Consider the following 16381-nt stretch of genomic DNA (forward strand, 5'->3'; position numbering starts at 1 on the left):
TCCTATGAAGTTCAACATTTTCCGCGCCCCCGACGGCCAAGCCAGCGGTTCCGGCGGTTCCGAGCCCTCGACCCTGTCTACCGCCCCCATCGTCGGCGCCCACGCCTCGGCGCCGCTCGGCCCGATCAAGATCGCCGCGCGCGACGTCAGCGTCTTCTATGGCGAGAAGCAGGCCCTGTTCGGCGTCTCGCTGGACATCCCGGACAAGACCGTCACGGCCCTGATCGGCCCGTCGGGCTGCGGCAAGTCGACCTTCCTGCGGACCATGAACCGCATGAACGACACCATTCCCGGCTGCCGTGTCACCGGCGAGATCGTCATGGACGGCGGCGACATCAACGACCGCAAGATCGACCCCGTGCTGCTGCGCGCCCAGGTCGGGATGGTGTTCCAGAAGCCCAACCCCTTCCCCAAGACGATCTACGAGAACGTCGCCTATGGGCCCAAGATTCACGGCCTGGCCTCGTCCAAGGGCGAGCTGGACGACATCGTCCAGAAGGCCCTGAAGCGCGCCGGTCTGTGGGACGAGGTCGCCGACCGTCTGCACTCGCCGGGCACCGGCCTGTCGGGCGGCCAGCAGCAGCGTCTGGTCATCGCCCGCGCCATCGCGGTCGAGCCGGAAGTCATCCTGATGGACGAGCCCTGCTCGGCGCTGGACCCGATCGCCACGGCCAAGATCGAGGAGCTGATCGACGAGCTGCGCGAGCGTTACTGCATCGTCATCGTCACCCACTCGATGGCCCAGGCGGCCCGCGTGTCGCAGCGCACGGCCTTCTTCCACATGGGCAAGCTGGTCGAGACCGGCGACACCGAAGAGATCTTCACCAACCCGCGCGAGCGTCGCACGCTCGACTACATCACCGGCCGCTTCGGCTAAGGGCGCGAGCATGAACCAGCATACGGTCAAGGCTTACGGCGACGAACTGAACCAGCTGACGGCCGAGGTCGTCCGCATGGGCGGTCTGGCCGAGGCGCAGGTCGCGGACGCCATCGAATCCGTCGCCCGCCGCGACGTGGCCCTGGCGAAGGCGGTGGTCGAACGCGACAACCGCCTCGACGCCCTGCACCGCGACATCGAGAAGAAGTCCATCCGCCTGATCGCCCTGCGTCAGCCGGTGGCCTCGGACCTGCGCCGCACCCTGGGGGCCATGAAGCTGGCCTCGGATCTGGAACGCACCGGCGATCTGGCCAAGAACATCGCCAAGCGGGCGCTGATCCTGGCCGAGGGCGAGCCGATGCAGCCCCTGACCCGCTCGATCGAACGGATGGGCCGCCTGGTCTCGACCCGCCTGCGCGACGTGCTGGACGCCTATACGGCCTCGGAGATCGAGCGCGCCCTGTCGGTGTGGAGCACCGACGACGAGGTGGACGAGCACTACAACGCCCTGTTCCGCGAGCTGCTGACCTACATGATGGGCGACCCGCGCACGATCACGGCCTGCACCCATCTGCTGTTCATGGCCAAGAACCTGGAGCGGATCGGCGACCACGCGACCAACATCGCCGAGACCGTCCACTATGAGATCACCGGCGAGGAAATGCTGGGCGAGCGGCCCAAGGCCGTGCCCGGCCCCGGCGAGGAGCCTTCGCCCACGCCGCACATCGCGACCCCGGCGTCCGATCTGACGGACGACTGACCCTTCCTGCTGACGACATCGACCGACCGGAGAGCCTGACGTGCAACCCTATATTCTGGTGATGGAAGACGAGGACGCCCTGGCCACCCTGCTCCAGTACAATCTGGAGAAGGAAGGCTATGACGTCACCGTGGCCGCCGACGGGGAGGAGGGTCTGCTTCAGGTCGACGAGCGCCTGCCGGACCTGGTGCTGCTGGACTGGATGCTGCCCAAGCTGTCGGGCATCGAGGTCTGCCGCCGTCTGCGCGGCCGGGCCGAGACCCGCAATCTGCCGATCATCATGCTGACGGCGCGCGGCGAGGAATCAGACCGCGTGCGCGGCCTGGACACCGGCGCCGACGACTACATGACCAAGCCCTTCTCGATGACGGAACTGACGGCCCGCATCCGCGCCGTGCTGCGCCGTATCCGTCCGGGTCTGGCCGACGACCGCATCAACCACGCCGACATCGTCATCGACCGCGTCGCCCACCGCGTCCGCCGCGCGGGCAAGGAGGTCCACCTGGGCCCGACCGAGTTCCGCCTGCTGGACCACCTGATGAAGCACCCGGGCCGGGTCTTCAGCCGCGAACAGCTGCTGGACGCCGTCTGGGGTTCCGATGTCTATGTCGAGGCCCGCACCGTCGACGTCCACGTCGGCCGCCTACGCAAGGCCCTGAACGTCGAGGGCACGGTCAACCCGATCCGCACCGTGCGTTCGGCCGGCTACTCGCTGGACCTCAACAGCTAGGGGGCGTCGCCGGCCGCCGTCGGCGCGCGTTTAAATTCGGTCATCTGCATCCGCTGGGGCTACGCTCGGCCTCATGACGACAGGTCATGGGGAGGGCGAGATGCCTGACGCGATCATTGCAATGCTGGGTTGGGTCGGCGCCGTCGCCCTGGGCGGTCTGCTGGCGGCTGGGTTGATGAGGGGGGGCGTGCGGTGGGGGTGGCTGATCGCCGCCCTGCTGCTGATGGCGGTCTATGACGCAGTGCTGACGCGGGGCTATGGTCATATCCCCCTGTCGTTCGGCGCCTCCGACTGGAACTGGGAGGGGAAGGCGATGGCCGTCCTCCTGTCCCTGGCCATAGCCAGTTTGCCGGTCGTCGGCTGGCGGCGAGCGGGCCTGACCTTGAAGCAGGATCCACGGGGACTGACGGGCGCCCTGGTCCTGTCCGGCTTGCTGGGCGTCCTGTTCCTGGGGCTGGCGGTCTATTTCCCGGGACAGGGCTTCGATCTCGACAGTCTGGCCTTCCAGCTGACCATGCCGGGGCTGGACGAGGAGCTGTTCTATCGCGGCGTGCTGCTATTGATGCTGAACGAGGCCTTCGGCAAGCCAGTGCGAATTCTGGGCGCGTCGATGGGCTGGGGCGCGGTGCTGTCGTCGCTGGCGTTCGGCCTGACCCATGCCCTTGGCTATTCCGACGGCGGTTTCACCTTCGAGCCGCTGCTGATGGCGACGACGGGGGGCGCGGCCCTGCTGCTCGTCTGGCTGCGCGAGAAGACCGGCAGCCTGCTGCTGCCGATCCTCCTGCACAACTACGGCAACGCGATCTTCATGCTGGTCTAGGCGGCCGGCTGTTCGATCTCGCTCGGGTCGATTTCATAGACGGTCGAGCAGTATTCGCAGGTCGCGCGGATCTTGCCGTCGTCCTCGATCATCTCGGCGCGGTCTTCCAGCGGGAAGGACTGCATGACGGCGACGATCCGCTCCTTCGAGCAGCGGCAGACGGCGGCCAGGGCCTTGGCGCCTTCCAGCCGCACGCCGTCCTCGTGGAACAGGCGATACAGCAGGGTTTCGGCGCTGATGGTCGGGTCGATCAGTTCGTCGTCGCCCAGGGTGGCGAACAGGGCGCGGGTGCGTTCCCACACCTCCTCGGTCGAACCGCGAGCTGCGTCGCCGGCGATGACCTGGATCATGGCCCCGCCCGCACGCCACGACGTGCCGACGTCGGTCGTCACCTGACCCACGGCCAGACGCACCTTGGTCGGCACCTGCTCCGATTGGGTGAAGTAGTGCTCGGCGCACAGCGACAGGCTCTCGCCCTCGATCGGGGTGATGCCCTGGGTGCGCTCGAAGTCCTCGCCCCGGTCGATGGTCATGATGAAGACGCCCTGGCCCAGCAGGGTCTGCGCGCCGGGCCGGACGAAGCCTTCCGACGCCTTGGCGACCTCTTCAGGGTCAAAGCGGCAGAAGCCGCGCAGCGTGCCGGCCGTGTCGTAGTCGGCCACGACATAGCGCACCGGGCCGTCGCCCTGGGCCTGGACGATCAGACGCCCCTCGAACTTCAGCGCCGAGCCGACGATGGCGGCCAGGACGCAGGCCTCGCCCAGCAGGGCGGCGACCGGCTCGGGATAGTCGTGGGCCGACAGAATCTTGTCCACTGCCTCGCCCAGCCGCACCAGGCGGCCGCGCACCGGCCAGCCTTCGATCTGGAAGGCGGCGGCGAGGTCGTCGGTCGGGGCGGCGATGGGCTGTGCGGCGGGCGCGTGATCGGTCACGGCTGAGATCCTGGAAAAGGCGAAACTGTTCGGAAGCGGCGCAACATAGGGAGGCGATCCCCGCTTGGTAAGAGGCGGCGGGAAGGCGCGTCATCCGCTTGCAGCTTGGCCGTTTGTGGCGGAACCTCTTGCGGCGCGGTTCGCTCCTGTCCCTGACGACAGTAGTTCTGACGAGAAGAGGTTGCCGATGGTTCGACAGTTCAATGCCTTGGGCGAAGTCCGCAAACACCCCAGCCTCGCCGCCGGCGTGGTCGCCGTGCTGGCGGGCGTGGGAATCGCCGCCCTGCTGCTGAATCAGCGCTCCGGCCCGCGCGAACGGGCCCATCCGCGCGGCTGGTTCGACGCCGAGGCCCTGCGTCATCGCTTCGATGACATTGCGCGCGGCGTGCGCCACGGCGCCGACGGCCTGACCCACCGGGCCGCCGGTCTGGGCGACTACGCCAGCGAACGCGCGGGCCATTTCGGCCATGAGGCGCGGGCCAAGGCCGAACACTGGCTGCACCATTCGGGCAAGAAATCCCGCAAGCCGATGAAACGCTACGCCAAACAGGCGCGGCGCTATGTCGAGGACGCCGGCGACTTCGCCCGCGACCACGCCAGGGAGGGCGGAGCCTTGCTGGCCGTGGCGACCATCGCGGCCGCCATCGGCGCGGCGGCCCTGGAAAGCCGTCGCAAGGGCGAGGGATCGCGCGGCTTCGGCAAACTGTGACGCTTTTGGAAAAATCATGCGGAAAGGGGCGCTTCGGCGTCCCTTTTCGTTGCTGCAAGTGCGAAGGTGGGCTAGGTGCGGGGCATGACTTCGCCTGTCTTCATCTTCGACTTCGACTCCACCCTGGTGCGTATCGAGACGCTTGAAGCGCTCGCCGAGATCGCCCTGTCCGACGCCCCCGATGCGGCGGCCAAGAAGGCCGAGATCGCCGCTCTGACCGATCAGGCCATGTCGGGGCAGGTGGATTTCGGCACGGCCCTGCGCCGTCGTCTGGACCTGCTGTCCCTGACCCGCGCCCACGTCGAGGCCCTGAGCGACCGGATCCTGGACGAAGCCAGCGCCTCGGTGCGGCGCAACGTGGACTTCTTCGAACGCCACGCCGAGCGGGTCTATATCCTGTCGGGCGGGTTCCGCGAGATCATCGCCCCCCTGGCCGCGCGGCTGGGGATCGCCGCCGATCACCTGCTGTGCAACGACCTGATCTATGACGCCGAGGGCCGGGTCGCGGGCGTGGACGACGCCAACCCCCTGTCGCGAGACAACGGCAAGCCCGAGGTCATCAAGGCGCTGAAACTCGACGGACCCGTGGTCATGGTCGGCGACGGCTGGACCGACGCCGAGGTCAAGCTGGAGGGCGCCGCCGACCGCTTCTACGCCTTCACCGAAGTCGTCAGCCGTCAGAAAGTCATCGACATCGCCGATGCGACCGCCGCCTCTCTGGACGAAGTCCTGTTCGCCGAGGGCGTGGCCGGGCGCTGGTCCTATCCGCGCAATCGCATCCGGATGCTGCTGCTCGAAAACATCCACCCCGCCGCCGTCGAGCGGCTGGAGGAGGCGGGCTACACCGTCGAGACGATGAAGGGCGCGCTGGACGAGGACGACCTGATCGAGGCGATCAAGGGCGTGCACGTCCTGGGCATCCGCTCCAAGACCAATGTCAGCGCCCGCGTGCTGGAGCACGCCGACCGCCTGCTGGCCATCGCCGCCTTCTGCATCGGCACCAACCAGATCGACCTTGAGGCGGCGGCGGCGCACGGCGTGGCCGTTTTCAACGCCCCCTATTCCAACACCCGGTCGGTTGTGGAACTGGCCATCGGCCTGACCATCGTCCTGATGCGCGACGTGGCCGACAAGTCGGCGGCCATGCACCGGGGGGAATGGAACAAGTCCGCCACCGGCTCGCGCGAGCTGCGCGGCAAGACCCTGGGCATCGTCGGCTACGGCGCTATCGGTTCGCAGTTGTCGGTCCTGGCCGAGGGGCTGGGGATGCGGGTCATCTTCCACGACCTGTCCGAGCGTCTGGCCCTGGGCAACGCCTGGCGGATGCGCTCGCTGGACGCCCTGCTGGCCGAAGCCGACGTGGTCAGCCTGCACGTCGACGGCCGCAAGGAGAACACGGCCATCATCGGCGCGGCCCAGTTCGCCAGGATGAAGCCGGGCGTCCTGTTCCTGAACCTGTCGCGCGGTCACGTCGTCGATGTCGACGCCCTGGCCGCGGCGGTGAAGTCGGGCCGAGTCGCCGGCGCGGCGGTGGACGTCTTCCCCGAGGAGCCGCGCACCAACGCCGATCCCTTCGCCAGCCCCCTGCAGGGCCTGAAGAACGTCATCCTGTCGCCGCACATCGGGGGCTCGACCGAGGAGGCGCAGGAAGCCATCGCCGAGTTCGCGGCCGAGCGCCTGCTGGGCTACATGAACCGGGGCGACACCACCTTCTGCGTCAATCTGCCGAACGTGCAGCTGGCCGAGGTGTCGCGCGCCCACCGTCTGCTGCACATCCACCGCAACCAGCCGGGCGTTCTGGCCGAGCTGAACCGCGCCTTGTCGGCGGCGGGCCTCAACATCCTGGGCCAGCATCTGAAGACGGACGAGCGCACCGGCTACGTCATCACCGACGTGGACCGCGACTATGATCCCGAGGTGCTGAAGGTCCTGCGTGACCTTCCGGGCACAGTTCGGTTCCGTATACTTCACTGAACGTTGTTCAGCTTCCCTAGGGGCATCTTGCGCTGACTGAAAAGCGGCGCAGACTGCCGAACAACGACCGCGCACTGACGGTCGAGGGAGGAACACCGATGTCTCGTCTTCTTCACGGAGCGGCCCTGGCCGCGCTGACCTTGGCGGCTGTCTCGACGGCGAACGCCGCCAGCGCCCAGAGCTACAACCGGCTGGTCGTGTTCGGCGACAGCCTGTCGGACAACGGCAACGTCTTTCTGGCGACGGGCGGGACGACCCCGGCCTCGCCGCCCTATTTCCAGGGGCGATTCTCCAACGGGCCGGTCTTCGTCGAGCGGCTGGGTTTCAACGCCTCCAACTTCATGGGGCCGGTGACGGGCAGCATCAACTACGCCTTCGGCGGCGCGCGCACCGACAGCCAGGCCTCGCCGATGGGGATGCGGTTGCAACTGGCCCAGTATCAGTCGCGCGGCGGCGTGTTCGGAGCCAATGATCTGGTCAGCGTCCTGGGCGGGGCCAACAACATCTTCCAGGGCCTGCCGGCGGCGGGCGCCTCGCCCAATCCGACGGCCAGCATCGCGCCCGTCGCGCTGGGCGCCGCGACCGACATCAACTTCATCGTCAACGGCGTGGCCCAGGCGGGGGCGGGGACCATCCTGGTCACCAACCTGCCCAAGCTCAGCCTGACGCCGCAGTTCCGGAACACGACGGCCGCGCCCCTGGCCGACTACGCCGTGACCACTTTCAACGGCGCCCTCCTGACCGGGTTGAACACCACGGCGGCGGCGCGGCCGGGTTCGAACATCATCATGATGGACCTGTTCAAGATCGGCGACGTCATCGCCGCCAATCCCAGCGCCTTCGGCGTGACCAACGTCACCCAGCCCTGCTTCAACGGCGCCACGGTTTGCGCCAATCCGAACGACTATTTCTACTGGGATGGCGTCCACCCCACCGCCAAGGGCCATGCGGTCATGGCGCGCCTGGCCAACGACTACCTCTACTATGGCGACCTGGGGACGCAGAGCGCCGTGCTGGGCGAGACGGCCTGGCGGCACCGCGAGGATGCGCTGGACGGATCGACCGCCAGCCTGTCGGGCCGCGAGGCCTGGACAGCGGGGACCGCGATCTCGGTGGCGGCCCTGGCGGACCGGACCAAGACCGATGCGCGCGGCGCCATCGGCGAGGCGACCTCGGACGGCTACGGCGTGCGGATCGCGCTGGAGTCGGGCAATGGGACGATGAAGGTCGGTCTGGCCGGCAGCTATCGCAACGCCGACGTGGACGCGGGCGCCGTGAACGTCGAACTGGATACGTTCGGCCTCGACCTCTACGGCGGCTGGCGTTCGGGCGATATGTTCGTCAATGCGGCGGCCGGCGTGGCCCAGGACGACTTCAACGACATCAGCCGCCTGACCTCGTTGGCTCCGGTGGTTCACACCGGCTCGACTCGGGGCGTCTCGACCGGCGCGCGTCTGCAGGGCGGGATGTGGTTCGACATGGGCGGGATCGCCCTGTCGCCGCGCGCCGCCCTGGCCTGGATCAACAGCGACGTGGACGGCTTCACCGAGCAGGGACCGGCGGCCCAGTACGCCTATCAGGACCGCTCGGTTCAGGGCACGACGGCCGAGATCGCCCTGCGCGCCGAGGGCGGAATCGACCGCTTCCACTTCTACGCCGAGGGCGGCTATCGCGACTCGCTCAGCGACGACAGCGACGCGGTGCGCACCGGCATATCGGGCAATCCCGCGAAAATCCTGGCGCGCGAGGTCGAGCAGCCCTGGGGCGGCCAGTTCCTGGCGGCGGCGGGCATCGAGGGCACGGTGATGGACCGTCTCAAGGTCTCGATCGGCTACAAGGGCCGCTTCGGCGACCAGGCCGACAGCCACATGGGTGGGGTGCAGTTGACCCTGCCGCTGTAGGGCGTCCGGCAAAACAGGGGAGGGGCCGCGCGGCGCACGTCGCGCGGCCTCTTTCGTTCCGGGTTCCACGGTGCGACGCCTTGTCGCCCCTCGTGCGCCCCATTCGCGTCCCGGTGTGATGGCAAAAGACGGTCACACACGGCCGTCGGCGACTGACTATCTCGCCACCCGCGCTGCCTATTCCGCGTGAACACGACGGCCCCCTCCCGCTCATCGAGCGAGACCGGAGCCTTTGTATAGTATGCGTATTTTTCCCCCGGCCGTGAGGCCGTTCGTGATCCGTTTCGGCCAAACCGGCGTCGTCGCCGTCACCGCAGTCCTGGCCATGGCCGGCGCTCCCCTGGGCGCCGCCAGCCCGCCGTCCGACAAGGCTGAAGTTCTGTCCGTCCCTGCCGCCCCGCCGGTCAAGGCCGTGGCCAAGCCCGCCGGCCCCGTCACCCGCAAGGTCGCCTTCGAGACCCCGGTGAAGGGCTATCGCATCAACTCGGCCTTTGGCCTGCGCAAGCTGGCCATCGAGGCCAGGGCCCGCGCCCACAAGGGCGTCGATATCGCCGCGCCCACGGGCACCAGCGTCTTCACGACTGCCGAGGGGCGGGTGGTCCGCGCGGGCTTCCAGGCGGGCGGCTACGGCAATTTCATCGAGGTCAAACACCCGAACGGTCTGAGCAGCGTCTATGGCCACCTCAGCCGCATCGACGTGCGTACGGGGCAGACGGTCGCCTCGGGTGAGCAGATCGGCCTGGTCGGCTCGACCGGCTATTCGACCGGCCCGCACCTGCATTTCGAGGTGCGCCGCAACGGCGGCCAGGTGAACCCGACCAAGATCGTCGGTCGGGCCTTCGACGTGAAGGTCAGCGCGCCGAAGTAGCCGCCTTGCGGATCATGACCAATCCGTAATGTAAAATACCCTTTCCATTACCCCCGTCGCGCCGTTAGGCTTCGCCCCTGACGGTTGCACGGGGGAAACGGCATGGCTGCGGCGCTGACGCTGGACGGGATCAGCAAGAGATACGGCGGCTTTCAGGCCGTTTCCGACCTGAGCTTCCAGGTTGAGAAGGGCACGATCTGCGGCTTCCTCGGCCCCAACGGCGCGGGCAAGACCTCGACCCTGCGCATGATCCTGGGGCTGCAGCCCGCCACCTCCGGCCGGATCGAGATCCTCGGCGCCGACGACGGGCGCAAGGTGCGCGACCGCATCGGCTTCCTTCCCGAAGAACGCGGCCTCTACAAGAAGATGACCCCGGTCGACGCCATCGCCTTCTTCGGCGGGCTGAAGGGCCTGCCTGCGTCCGAGGGCCGCAAGCGCGCCCGCGAGATGCTGGAGCAGATGGGCCTCGGCGACGCCCAGAAGAAGAAGATGAAGGAACTGTCCAAGGGGATGGCCCAGAAGGTCCAGCTGATCGCCTCGGTCGTGCACCGGCCCGAGTTCGTGATCCTGGACGAGCCGTTTTCCGGCCTCGACCCGATGAACCAGCAGGGGCTGGAGGCCATGATCCGGGCCCTGGCCGCCGACGGCGCGACCGTCCTGTTCTCGACCCACGTCATGCAGCACGCCGAGCGGCTGTGCGACAAGGTGGTGCTGCTGGCGCGCGGCAACAAGGCGTTCGAGGGCACGGTGGATGAGGCGAGGGCGACCTCGCCGCGCTTCCTGGAATTGGAGGGGGCGCTGGACCACGCCGCCGTTTCGGCTCTGCCGGGCGTTTCCGGTGTCGAAGTCCTGACTGACAGCGACGGCGTGCGCACGCTCCGCGCCGGACTGGCGCAGGGCGCCGGCGGGCAGGAGGCGCTGAAGTCCGCCTTCCTGACCGGGCTGGACGTGCGTCGCTTCCAGATCAAGGAGCCGACCCTGCACGACGCCTTCATCGCCCTGACCGGCGATCATCCCGATGAGGATCAGAGCGTCGCCAGAGACGCCGCTCGAGACGTCGTCAAGGCGGAGGCCGTCCGATGAACCGCACCCTTCTGATCGCGCGCCGCGAGTTCATGGCCTACGCCAAGACGGTCGGCTTCTGGCTGTCGCTGCTGGCCTTCCCGCTGTTCGGGGTGCTGGGCGGGGCCATTCCCCTGATGATGAAAAACGCCGAGCCGACGCGGCAGGTGGCCCTAATCGACGAGGCCCCGACCGGCTCCGGTCTGGCCACGGCCGTGCGTCAGGCGCTGGACAGCGAACAGGCGCGCCGCGACATCAGCGCCCTGCGCATGGCCGCCATCCCTGAGGCGGGCGTGGCCGGCGGGAATCGAGTGCGGAAGGTCGCCGAGGCTGAAGGTTTCGAGGCCGGAGTCGCGGCGTTGAAGCGCGAGGCGCCGCGCGCCGGCGCCGCCTTCGAGACGCCGAAGCGCAGCCTGACCCTGGTCGCGCCTCCCGCCGAGATCGCCGCCGCCCCCCCGGGCGAGGCCCGCGACGCCCTGGCCCGCCGCTATGTCGGCGAGGACGTCCCCGAGGGCGGCCAGAAGCTGAGCGCCGTCGTCTTCCTGACCGAGGTGGACGGCCAGCCCGGCGCCCGCGTCTGGACCGCGCGCGCCACCGACGACGCGGTCGAGGACGCCGTCCGCGACGCGCTGAAGGAGGCCAACCGCCATCAGGTCTTCGCCGCCAGCGGCATCGACCCGGCCGTGGTGGCCCAGACGGACCGCTTCCGTCCTGACCTTTCGGTCTTCTCGCCCAAGGCGGCGTCGGGCGGCGAGGTTTCCTTCCGCGACAAGCTGCCGACCGTGGTCGGGCTGGCGGTCGGCTTCATCCTGTGGTCGCTGATCATCACCGGCGCCTCCATCCTGCTGAACAGCGTCATGGAGGAGAAGTCGAACAAGATCCTGGAGGTCCTGCTGTCCTCGGCGTCGGCGACCGAGATTCTGACCGGCAAGGTTCTGGGCGTGGCCCTGCTGACCGTGACGGTGCTGGTCGCCTGGGGCGGCCTGGGCGGGATCGGACTGGTCGCCGCCGCGCCGGACATGGCGCGCGACATCGGTTCGGTGCTGATGAGCAACGGCCTGCTGATCTACTTCCTGCTGTTCATGGTGGGGGGCTATCTGATGTACGCGGTGCTGTTCGCCGCCATCGGCGCCTTCTGCGAGACGCCGCGCGACGCCCAGACCCTGATGGGCCCGATCATGATGGTGCTGTTCGTCCCCCTGCTGGTCATGCAGATGGCGATCCGCACCCCGGACGCGACGGTGGTCAAGGTCATGAGCCTGATCCCGCCCTTCACCCCCTTCGTCATGGCCGCCCGGGCGCCCAGCGGTCCGCCGCTGATCGAGATCGTCGGCGCCCTGATAGGAATGTTCCTGTTCGCCGCCCTGATGGTCTGGGTTGCTGGCCGGGCCTTCCGCGCCGGCGCCCTGTCGGACGTGAAGCTGAACTGGAAGAGCTTCCTCGGCGCGGTGCGCGGGGAAAGCTGAGAGGTTTTCACTCCCTCCAGCCGCTCATCCCGGCGAAGGCCGGGATCCAGATTGTAAGGCGCGACCCCGCCTTCAAAACCGACCGTCCCGTCCTATGATCTGGGTCCCGGCCTTCGCCGGGACGAGCGGTGAAAGGGGCTGAGCCTTCACATCAACGCGTCCCAATCCTTGTAATCGCAAGGGATCGCGCCTCGCTCGCCCCCATACGCTCGCCCCACCCGCAACCTGCCCCATCCTTCCCTCGTCCCGTCGCAAGGGAGGGCTCGCTCGGCCGGCGAACCGAAGCGGCGGCGGGAGCGGAGAGAACGGGGGTCTTGTCGAGCTGTTGGTCCTCCATCGCGCGCGCCGGGCAAGGGAGCACCCAGCGGAAGGCGGCGACGGATCGGGCGAGCGGTTCTCCACGTCACGTCTCAGGACGGGGCGTGTCGTGGTCTCAAGCAGCGCGAACGCGCGCTAGACCACAAGAAAGACAGACGCCGATGGGGCCTAGAGACGGGGCGTTCGACCCGTCCGCCATAGAGGTCTCGGTCAGGGTCGCGGGGGTTACGCGGACCGTTCCAGGACTGCACGCCGGTGCAGCCTGCCCGTCATGGGCGCCGGGGGTAGCCGCAAAGAACGGCGCCTGCCCCGAGCTCATGTCCAACTCTTCGCGCGGGGCGTCGGCCTTCGTCGAAACGGTAAAACACATCTGTCTCCGGGCGAAGCCCCGGCGCCCCGCCCAGCCCTCCACCGCCCGCGATTTCGCGAGGCGGGCGCCCGCGCTCAAGCAGCCCAAAGGGCGATAGCGCACCCAAGATGCCCTTCTCCCCTTGCGGGAGAAGGTGGCTGCCGAAGGCAGACGGATGAGGGGTCTCGCAACACCGGAAGAGGGGAGCCCAGACCTTCTGTTCAGCACCCCCTCATCCGACCTCGCTCCGCTCGGTCACCTTCTCCCGCAAGGGGAGAAGGGATTGGCGCAGCGTCCCAGCTTCCGCGACCCGTCGTCGCGCACGCAGGTTTGATGAGGTCGAATCGGTTTCATCCCGGCAAAATCAAGGGGTAAGCCTTGCCGTGGCGGCCTTGCGCCCCCAAATTGAGGTTTCCAACCCCAAGGAATCCCTTCGCCTGCCACAGGAGCGCCGATGCCCCATGCCGACAGCCTGATCATCACCCTGGTCGGAGGCTTCGTCCTCGCCTTTGTGTTCGGCATGTTGGCCAATCGGCTGAAGCTGTCGCCCCTGGTCGGCTATCTGGTGGCGGGGATCGTGGTCGGCCCCTACACGGGCGGCTTTGTCGCCGACACGGAGTTGGCGCCGCAGCTGGCGGAGATCGGCGTCATCCTGCTGATGTTCGGGGTCGGGCTGCATTTCTCGGCGGCGGACCTGATGAAGGTGCGCAAGGTCGCGATCCCCGGCGCCCTGGTTCAGATTGGGGCGGCGACGGCGCTGGGCTGGGGCCTCGGTCGGTTGATGGGGTTGGGCGACCTGGAAGCGACGCTGATGGGTTTCGCCCTGTCGGTGGCCTCGACCGTGGTGCTGCTGCGGGCGTTGGAGGAGCGCAAGCAGCTGAAGAGCGACGCCGGGCGCATCGCCATGGGCTGGCTGATCGTCGAGGATCTGGTGATCGTCATCGCCCTGGTCATGATGCCTCTGCTCATCATCCAGCCGGGCGAAACCCTGAGCGGCGCCGAACTGGCCAGGTCCATCGGCTGGACCCTGATCAAGGTCGCTGGCTTCGTCAGCGTCATGCTGGTGGTCGGCGCCAAGGTCCTGCCCTGGGTGCTGGTTCGGATCGCCCACACCAAGTCGCGGGAGTTGTTCACCCTAGGGGTGCTGGCCATTGCGCTGGGGATCGCCTGGGTGGCCTACTACCTGTTCCATTCCTTCGCTCTGGGCGCCTTCCTGGCCGGGCTGGTGCTGAACAGCTCGCCGCTTGGGCATAATGCGGCCGAACGGTCCCTGCCGCTGCGCGACGCCTTCGCGGTGCTGTTCTTCGTCTCGGTCGGGATGCTGTTCGATCCGACCATTCTGGTGCGTGAGCCTCTGGCTGTGCTGGGCGTTCTGGGCATCGTCATCGTCGGCAAGTCGCTGGCGGCGCTGGCCATCACCACGGCCTTCAAGCTGGACCGGGCGACCAGCCTGACCATTGCGGCCGCCCTGGCCCAGATCGGCGAGTTCTCCTTCATTCTGGCCGCCATCTCGGTGTCCCTGGGCGCGATGAGCCGCGAGACCCACGACCTGGTCCTGGCGGCGGCCCTGCTGTCGATTTCGTTGAATCCCTTCGTCTTCGCCCTGATCGACCGGCTCGGCGGGCGGACCCCCGCGCCGCCCAGGAAGGAAGAGCCCAAGGCGACCCTGGCCGACGTCATGTAACGAAAAGAGGCCCGACGATCGTTCGCCGGGCCTCCGCATCCGCGTCCTGACAGGGGGGCTTACAGGACGCCGATCATGCTCGCGACCAGGGGGTGGCGCACGATGTCGCGTTCGGCCAGGCGGACCACGGCGATCTCCGGCACCGCCTCCAGTCGCTCGGCGATGTCCGACAGGCCCGACACGCCGGGCAGCAGGTCCGACTGCTGCGGGTCGCCGGTCACCACCATGGTCGAGTGCCAGCCCAGCCGGGTCAGCAGCATCTTCAACTGGACGTAGGTGCAGTTCTGCGCCTCATCCACCACGATGAAGGCATTGTTCAGCGTGCGGCCGCGCATATAGCCGATGGGGGCGATCTCGATCAGCCCCTCGGCCATCAGGGCCTTGACCCGCTTCATGCTGAGACGGTCCGACAGGGCGTCGTAGAGGGGGCGCAGATAGGGGGCCAGCTTGTCCTCCATATCGCCGGGCAGAAAGCCGATGGATTCCCCGGCCTCGACGGCGGGGCGCGACAGGACGATGCGGCCGACCTTGCCCGCCTCCAGCGCCTCGACCGCCTTGGCCACGGCCAGATAGGTCTTGCCGGTGCCGGCCGGGCCCAGGGCCAGGACCAGGTTGGCGTGGTCGACGGCGGCCATGAGTTCGGCCTGACCGTCCGACTTGGGCTTCAGCGTCTTGAGGTAGCCCTGGTCGCGTTCGTCGTTCGAAGGGTAGGGCGACCAGCCGTTGCGCGGCGGCAATCGCCGGACCTTGGCGTCCTGCAGGAACTGCTGCGAATCCAGCACGCCTTCACGGACTTGATGCTTGATGGCCGAACGCTTCGTCATGAACGCCTCCAGGGCATGAAAAAAGGCGAGCCCGACAGGGACTCGCCTCGTACGACGGTGGGGGAGGAGGGGGCCGGATTCATGCGGCGGCCGGTCGGATCGGTCGCGGGGTCGTCGCCGCAGCAGAGGCGTCGTCCCGGAACTGGTCGCGAACACGCCACGCGCATTCTCCAGTATCTGACCGGACCGGGCTTGATCCGGCTTCGGATCCGGGGCCGATATGGCGACCTCGAATCGCATCAACAGGATGATGCTAGCGTAGTTTATGAAGGCTTAAAGCCTTCATTTTCTGAAACATAGGCGGTGTTCGGATGAGTGTTTACAGTCTTGGCGACAGCAAGCCGCAGCTTCCGCCGGAGGGCGAATACTGGATCGCGCCGAGTGCAACGGTCCTAGGGAATGTGATTCTGCATCCCGGCGCCAGCATCTGGTTCAACACGGTTTTGCGAGGCGACAATGATCCCATTGTGATCGGTCGTGACAGCAATATCCAGGACGGCAGCATCCTGCATACGGACGTCGGCTCGCCGTTGACGATCGGCGAGGGGGTGACGGTGGGCCACAAGGCCATGCTGCATGGCTGCACCATCGGCGACAACAGCCTGGTCGGGATCGGGGCGGTGATCCTGAACGGGGCGAAGATCGGGAAGAACTGCCTGATCGGCGCCAACGCTTTGATCACCGAGGGCAAGGTCATCCCCGACAACTCCCTGGTCGTGGGCCAGCCGGGCAAGGTGGTGCGGGAACTGGACGAGGGGCAGGTCGAGGCCCTGCGGATATCGGCCCAGCACTATGTCCAGAATTGGAAACGCTACCAGCGCGATCTGGCGCCCCACATCCGGCCCTGATGCTTCAGGATGGCACAGGCGACGTCGTCGTCTGCGCCGGATGTCCTGAAAAGCACGTGGTTTCCGCCGGATTCGGCGGCTGGAACCGGCCTGCGACTTGCACTGACGTCGATACGATCAATGCAGGAGTCCGGGCCCATGCGGGTGGGGATCAAGAAATTGCTGGCCGGCGCGGCGGGCTTCATCGGCCTGATGGCGGTCGCCGACGTGGCCTCGGCCGCGACGGGGTGCGGCGGCGGCGGATGCCAGCCGCCCCCTC

14 protein-coding genes are annotated in these 16381 nt (G+C 67.8%); 12 read left to right on the forward strand and 2 right to left on the reverse strand.

Annotated elements, in window-relative coordinates; genetic code table 11:
• Positions 1-4 precede the first annotated feature (4 nt).
• From pstB to ACREEF_RS02400, 4 genes are all read left to right on the forward strand, one after another.
• Complete coding sequence (pstB, locus tag ACREEF_RS02385) at positions 5-877, forward strand: phosphate ABC transporter ATP-binding protein PstB (protein WP_431564012.1); 873 nt, start codon at positions 5-7, stop codon at positions 875-877.
• A 10-nt stretch (positions 878-887) separates the two neighbouring features.
• Positions 888-1637, forward strand: a complete 750-nt coding sequence (gene phoU, locus ACREEF_RS02390) for a phosphate signaling complex protein PhoU (RefSeq protein ID WP_431564013.1) — start codon at positions 888-890, stop codon at positions 1635-1637.
• 40 nt (positions 1638-1677) lie between these two features.
• Positions 1678-2367 (forward strand): phosphate regulon transcriptional regulator PhoB, encoded by a 690-nt coding sequence (gene phoB, locus ACREEF_RS02395; RefSeq protein WP_114817985.1) that lies wholly within the window; start codon positions 1678-1680, stop codon positions 2365-2367.
• Between the two features lie 100 nt (positions 2368-2467).
• A complete protein-coding gene (locus tag ACREEF_RS02400) occupies positions 2468-3187 on the forward strand; it encodes a CPBP family intramembrane glutamic endopeptidase, BDIM_20840 family (RefSeq protein ID WP_431564014.1) in 720 nt (239 codons plus the stop codon).
• Here the strand turns inward: ACREEF_RS02400 and ACREEF_RS02405 are convergent.
• Positions 3184-4119, reverse strand: coding sequence for an Hsp33 family molecular chaperone (locus ACREEF_RS02405; protein ID WP_431564015.1), 936 nt, complete (start codon positions 4117-4119; stop codon positions 3184-3186). The genes ACREEF_RS02400 and ACREEF_RS02405 overlap by 4 nt on opposite strands.
• A 187-nt stretch (positions 4120-4306) precedes the next feature.
• Here ACREEF_RS02405 and ACREEF_RS02410 point away from each other — a divergent pair, with 187 nt between their 5' ends.
• The 7 genes from ACREEF_RS02410 to ACREEF_RS02440 all read left to right on the forward strand — a co-directional run bounded on the left by ACREEF_RS02410 (position 4307) and on the right by ACREEF_RS02440 (position 14450).
• Entirely contained in the window at positions 4307-4828 is a 522-nt protein-coding gene (locus tag ACREEF_RS02410; protein ID WP_431564016.1) for a hypothetical protein, read from the forward strand.
• A gap of 84 nt (positions 4829-4912) precedes the next feature.
• A complete protein-coding gene (serA, locus tag ACREEF_RS02415) occupies positions 4913-6802 on the forward strand; it encodes a phosphoglycerate dehydrogenase (RefSeq protein ID WP_431564017.1) in 1890 nt (629 codons plus the stop codon).
• 98 nt (positions 6803-6900) lie between these two features.
• The gene (locus ACREEF_RS02420) at positions 6901-8703 is read left to right on the forward strand and encodes an autotransporter domain-containing protein (RefSeq protein ID WP_431564018.1); all 1803 of its coding nucleotides are present in this window, start codon (positions 6901-6903) and stop codon (positions 8701-8703) included.
• A gap of 274 nt (positions 8704-8977) precedes the next feature.
• Positions 8978-9571, forward strand: a complete 594-nt coding sequence (locus ACREEF_RS02425; protein ID WP_431564019.1) for a M23 family metallopeptidase — start codon at positions 8978-8980, stop codon at positions 9569-9571.
• A gap of 102 nt (positions 9572-9673) precedes the next feature.
• Positions 9674-10654 (forward strand): ABC transporter ATP-binding protein, encoded by a 981-nt coding sequence (locus ACREEF_RS02430; protein ID WP_431564020.1) that lies wholly within the window; start codon positions 9674-9676, stop codon positions 10652-10654.
• Positions 10651-12099: an ABC transporter permease gene (locus ACREEF_RS02435; protein WP_431564021.1), complete on the forward strand. Its 1449-nt coding sequence runs from the start codon at positions 10651-10653 to the stop codon at positions 12097-12099. Before ACREEF_RS02430 ends, ACREEF_RS02435 begins: the two co-directional genes overlap by 4 nt.
• Positions 12100-13220: 1121 nt before the next feature.
• On the forward strand, positions 13221-14450 hold the full coding sequence (locus ACREEF_RS02440) for a cation:proton antiporter (protein ID WP_431564022.1): 1230 nt from the start codon (positions 13221-13223) through the stop codon (positions 14448-14450).
• A gap of 59 nt (positions 14451-14509) precedes the next feature.
• On the opposite strand, the gene ACREEF_RS02445 is transcribed toward ACREEF_RS02440, so the two are convergent.
• Positions 14510-15286 carry a PhoH family protein gene (locus ACREEF_RS02445; protein ID WP_431564026.1) on the reverse strand — a complete coding sequence of 259 codons (777 nt, stop codon included), beginning with the start codon at positions 15284-15286 and terminating at the stop codon, positions 14510-14512.
• Positions 15287-15585: 299 nt separating this feature from the next.
• Here ACREEF_RS02445 and ACREEF_RS02450 point away from each other — a divergent pair, with 299 nt between their 5' ends.
• Positions 15586-16122, forward strand: coding sequence for a gamma carbonic anhydrase family protein (locus ACREEF_RS02450; protein ID WP_431564023.1), 537 nt, complete (start codon positions 15586-15588; stop codon positions 16120-16122).
• Positions 16123-16381 lie beyond the last annotated feature (259 nt).

Origin of the sequence: Brevundimonas sp. (assembly GCF_050729455.1) — a bacterium.
In the GTDB taxonomy this organism is placed as follows: domain Bacteria; phylum Pseudomonadota; class Alphaproteobacteria; order Caulobacterales; family Caulobacteraceae; genus Brevundimonas.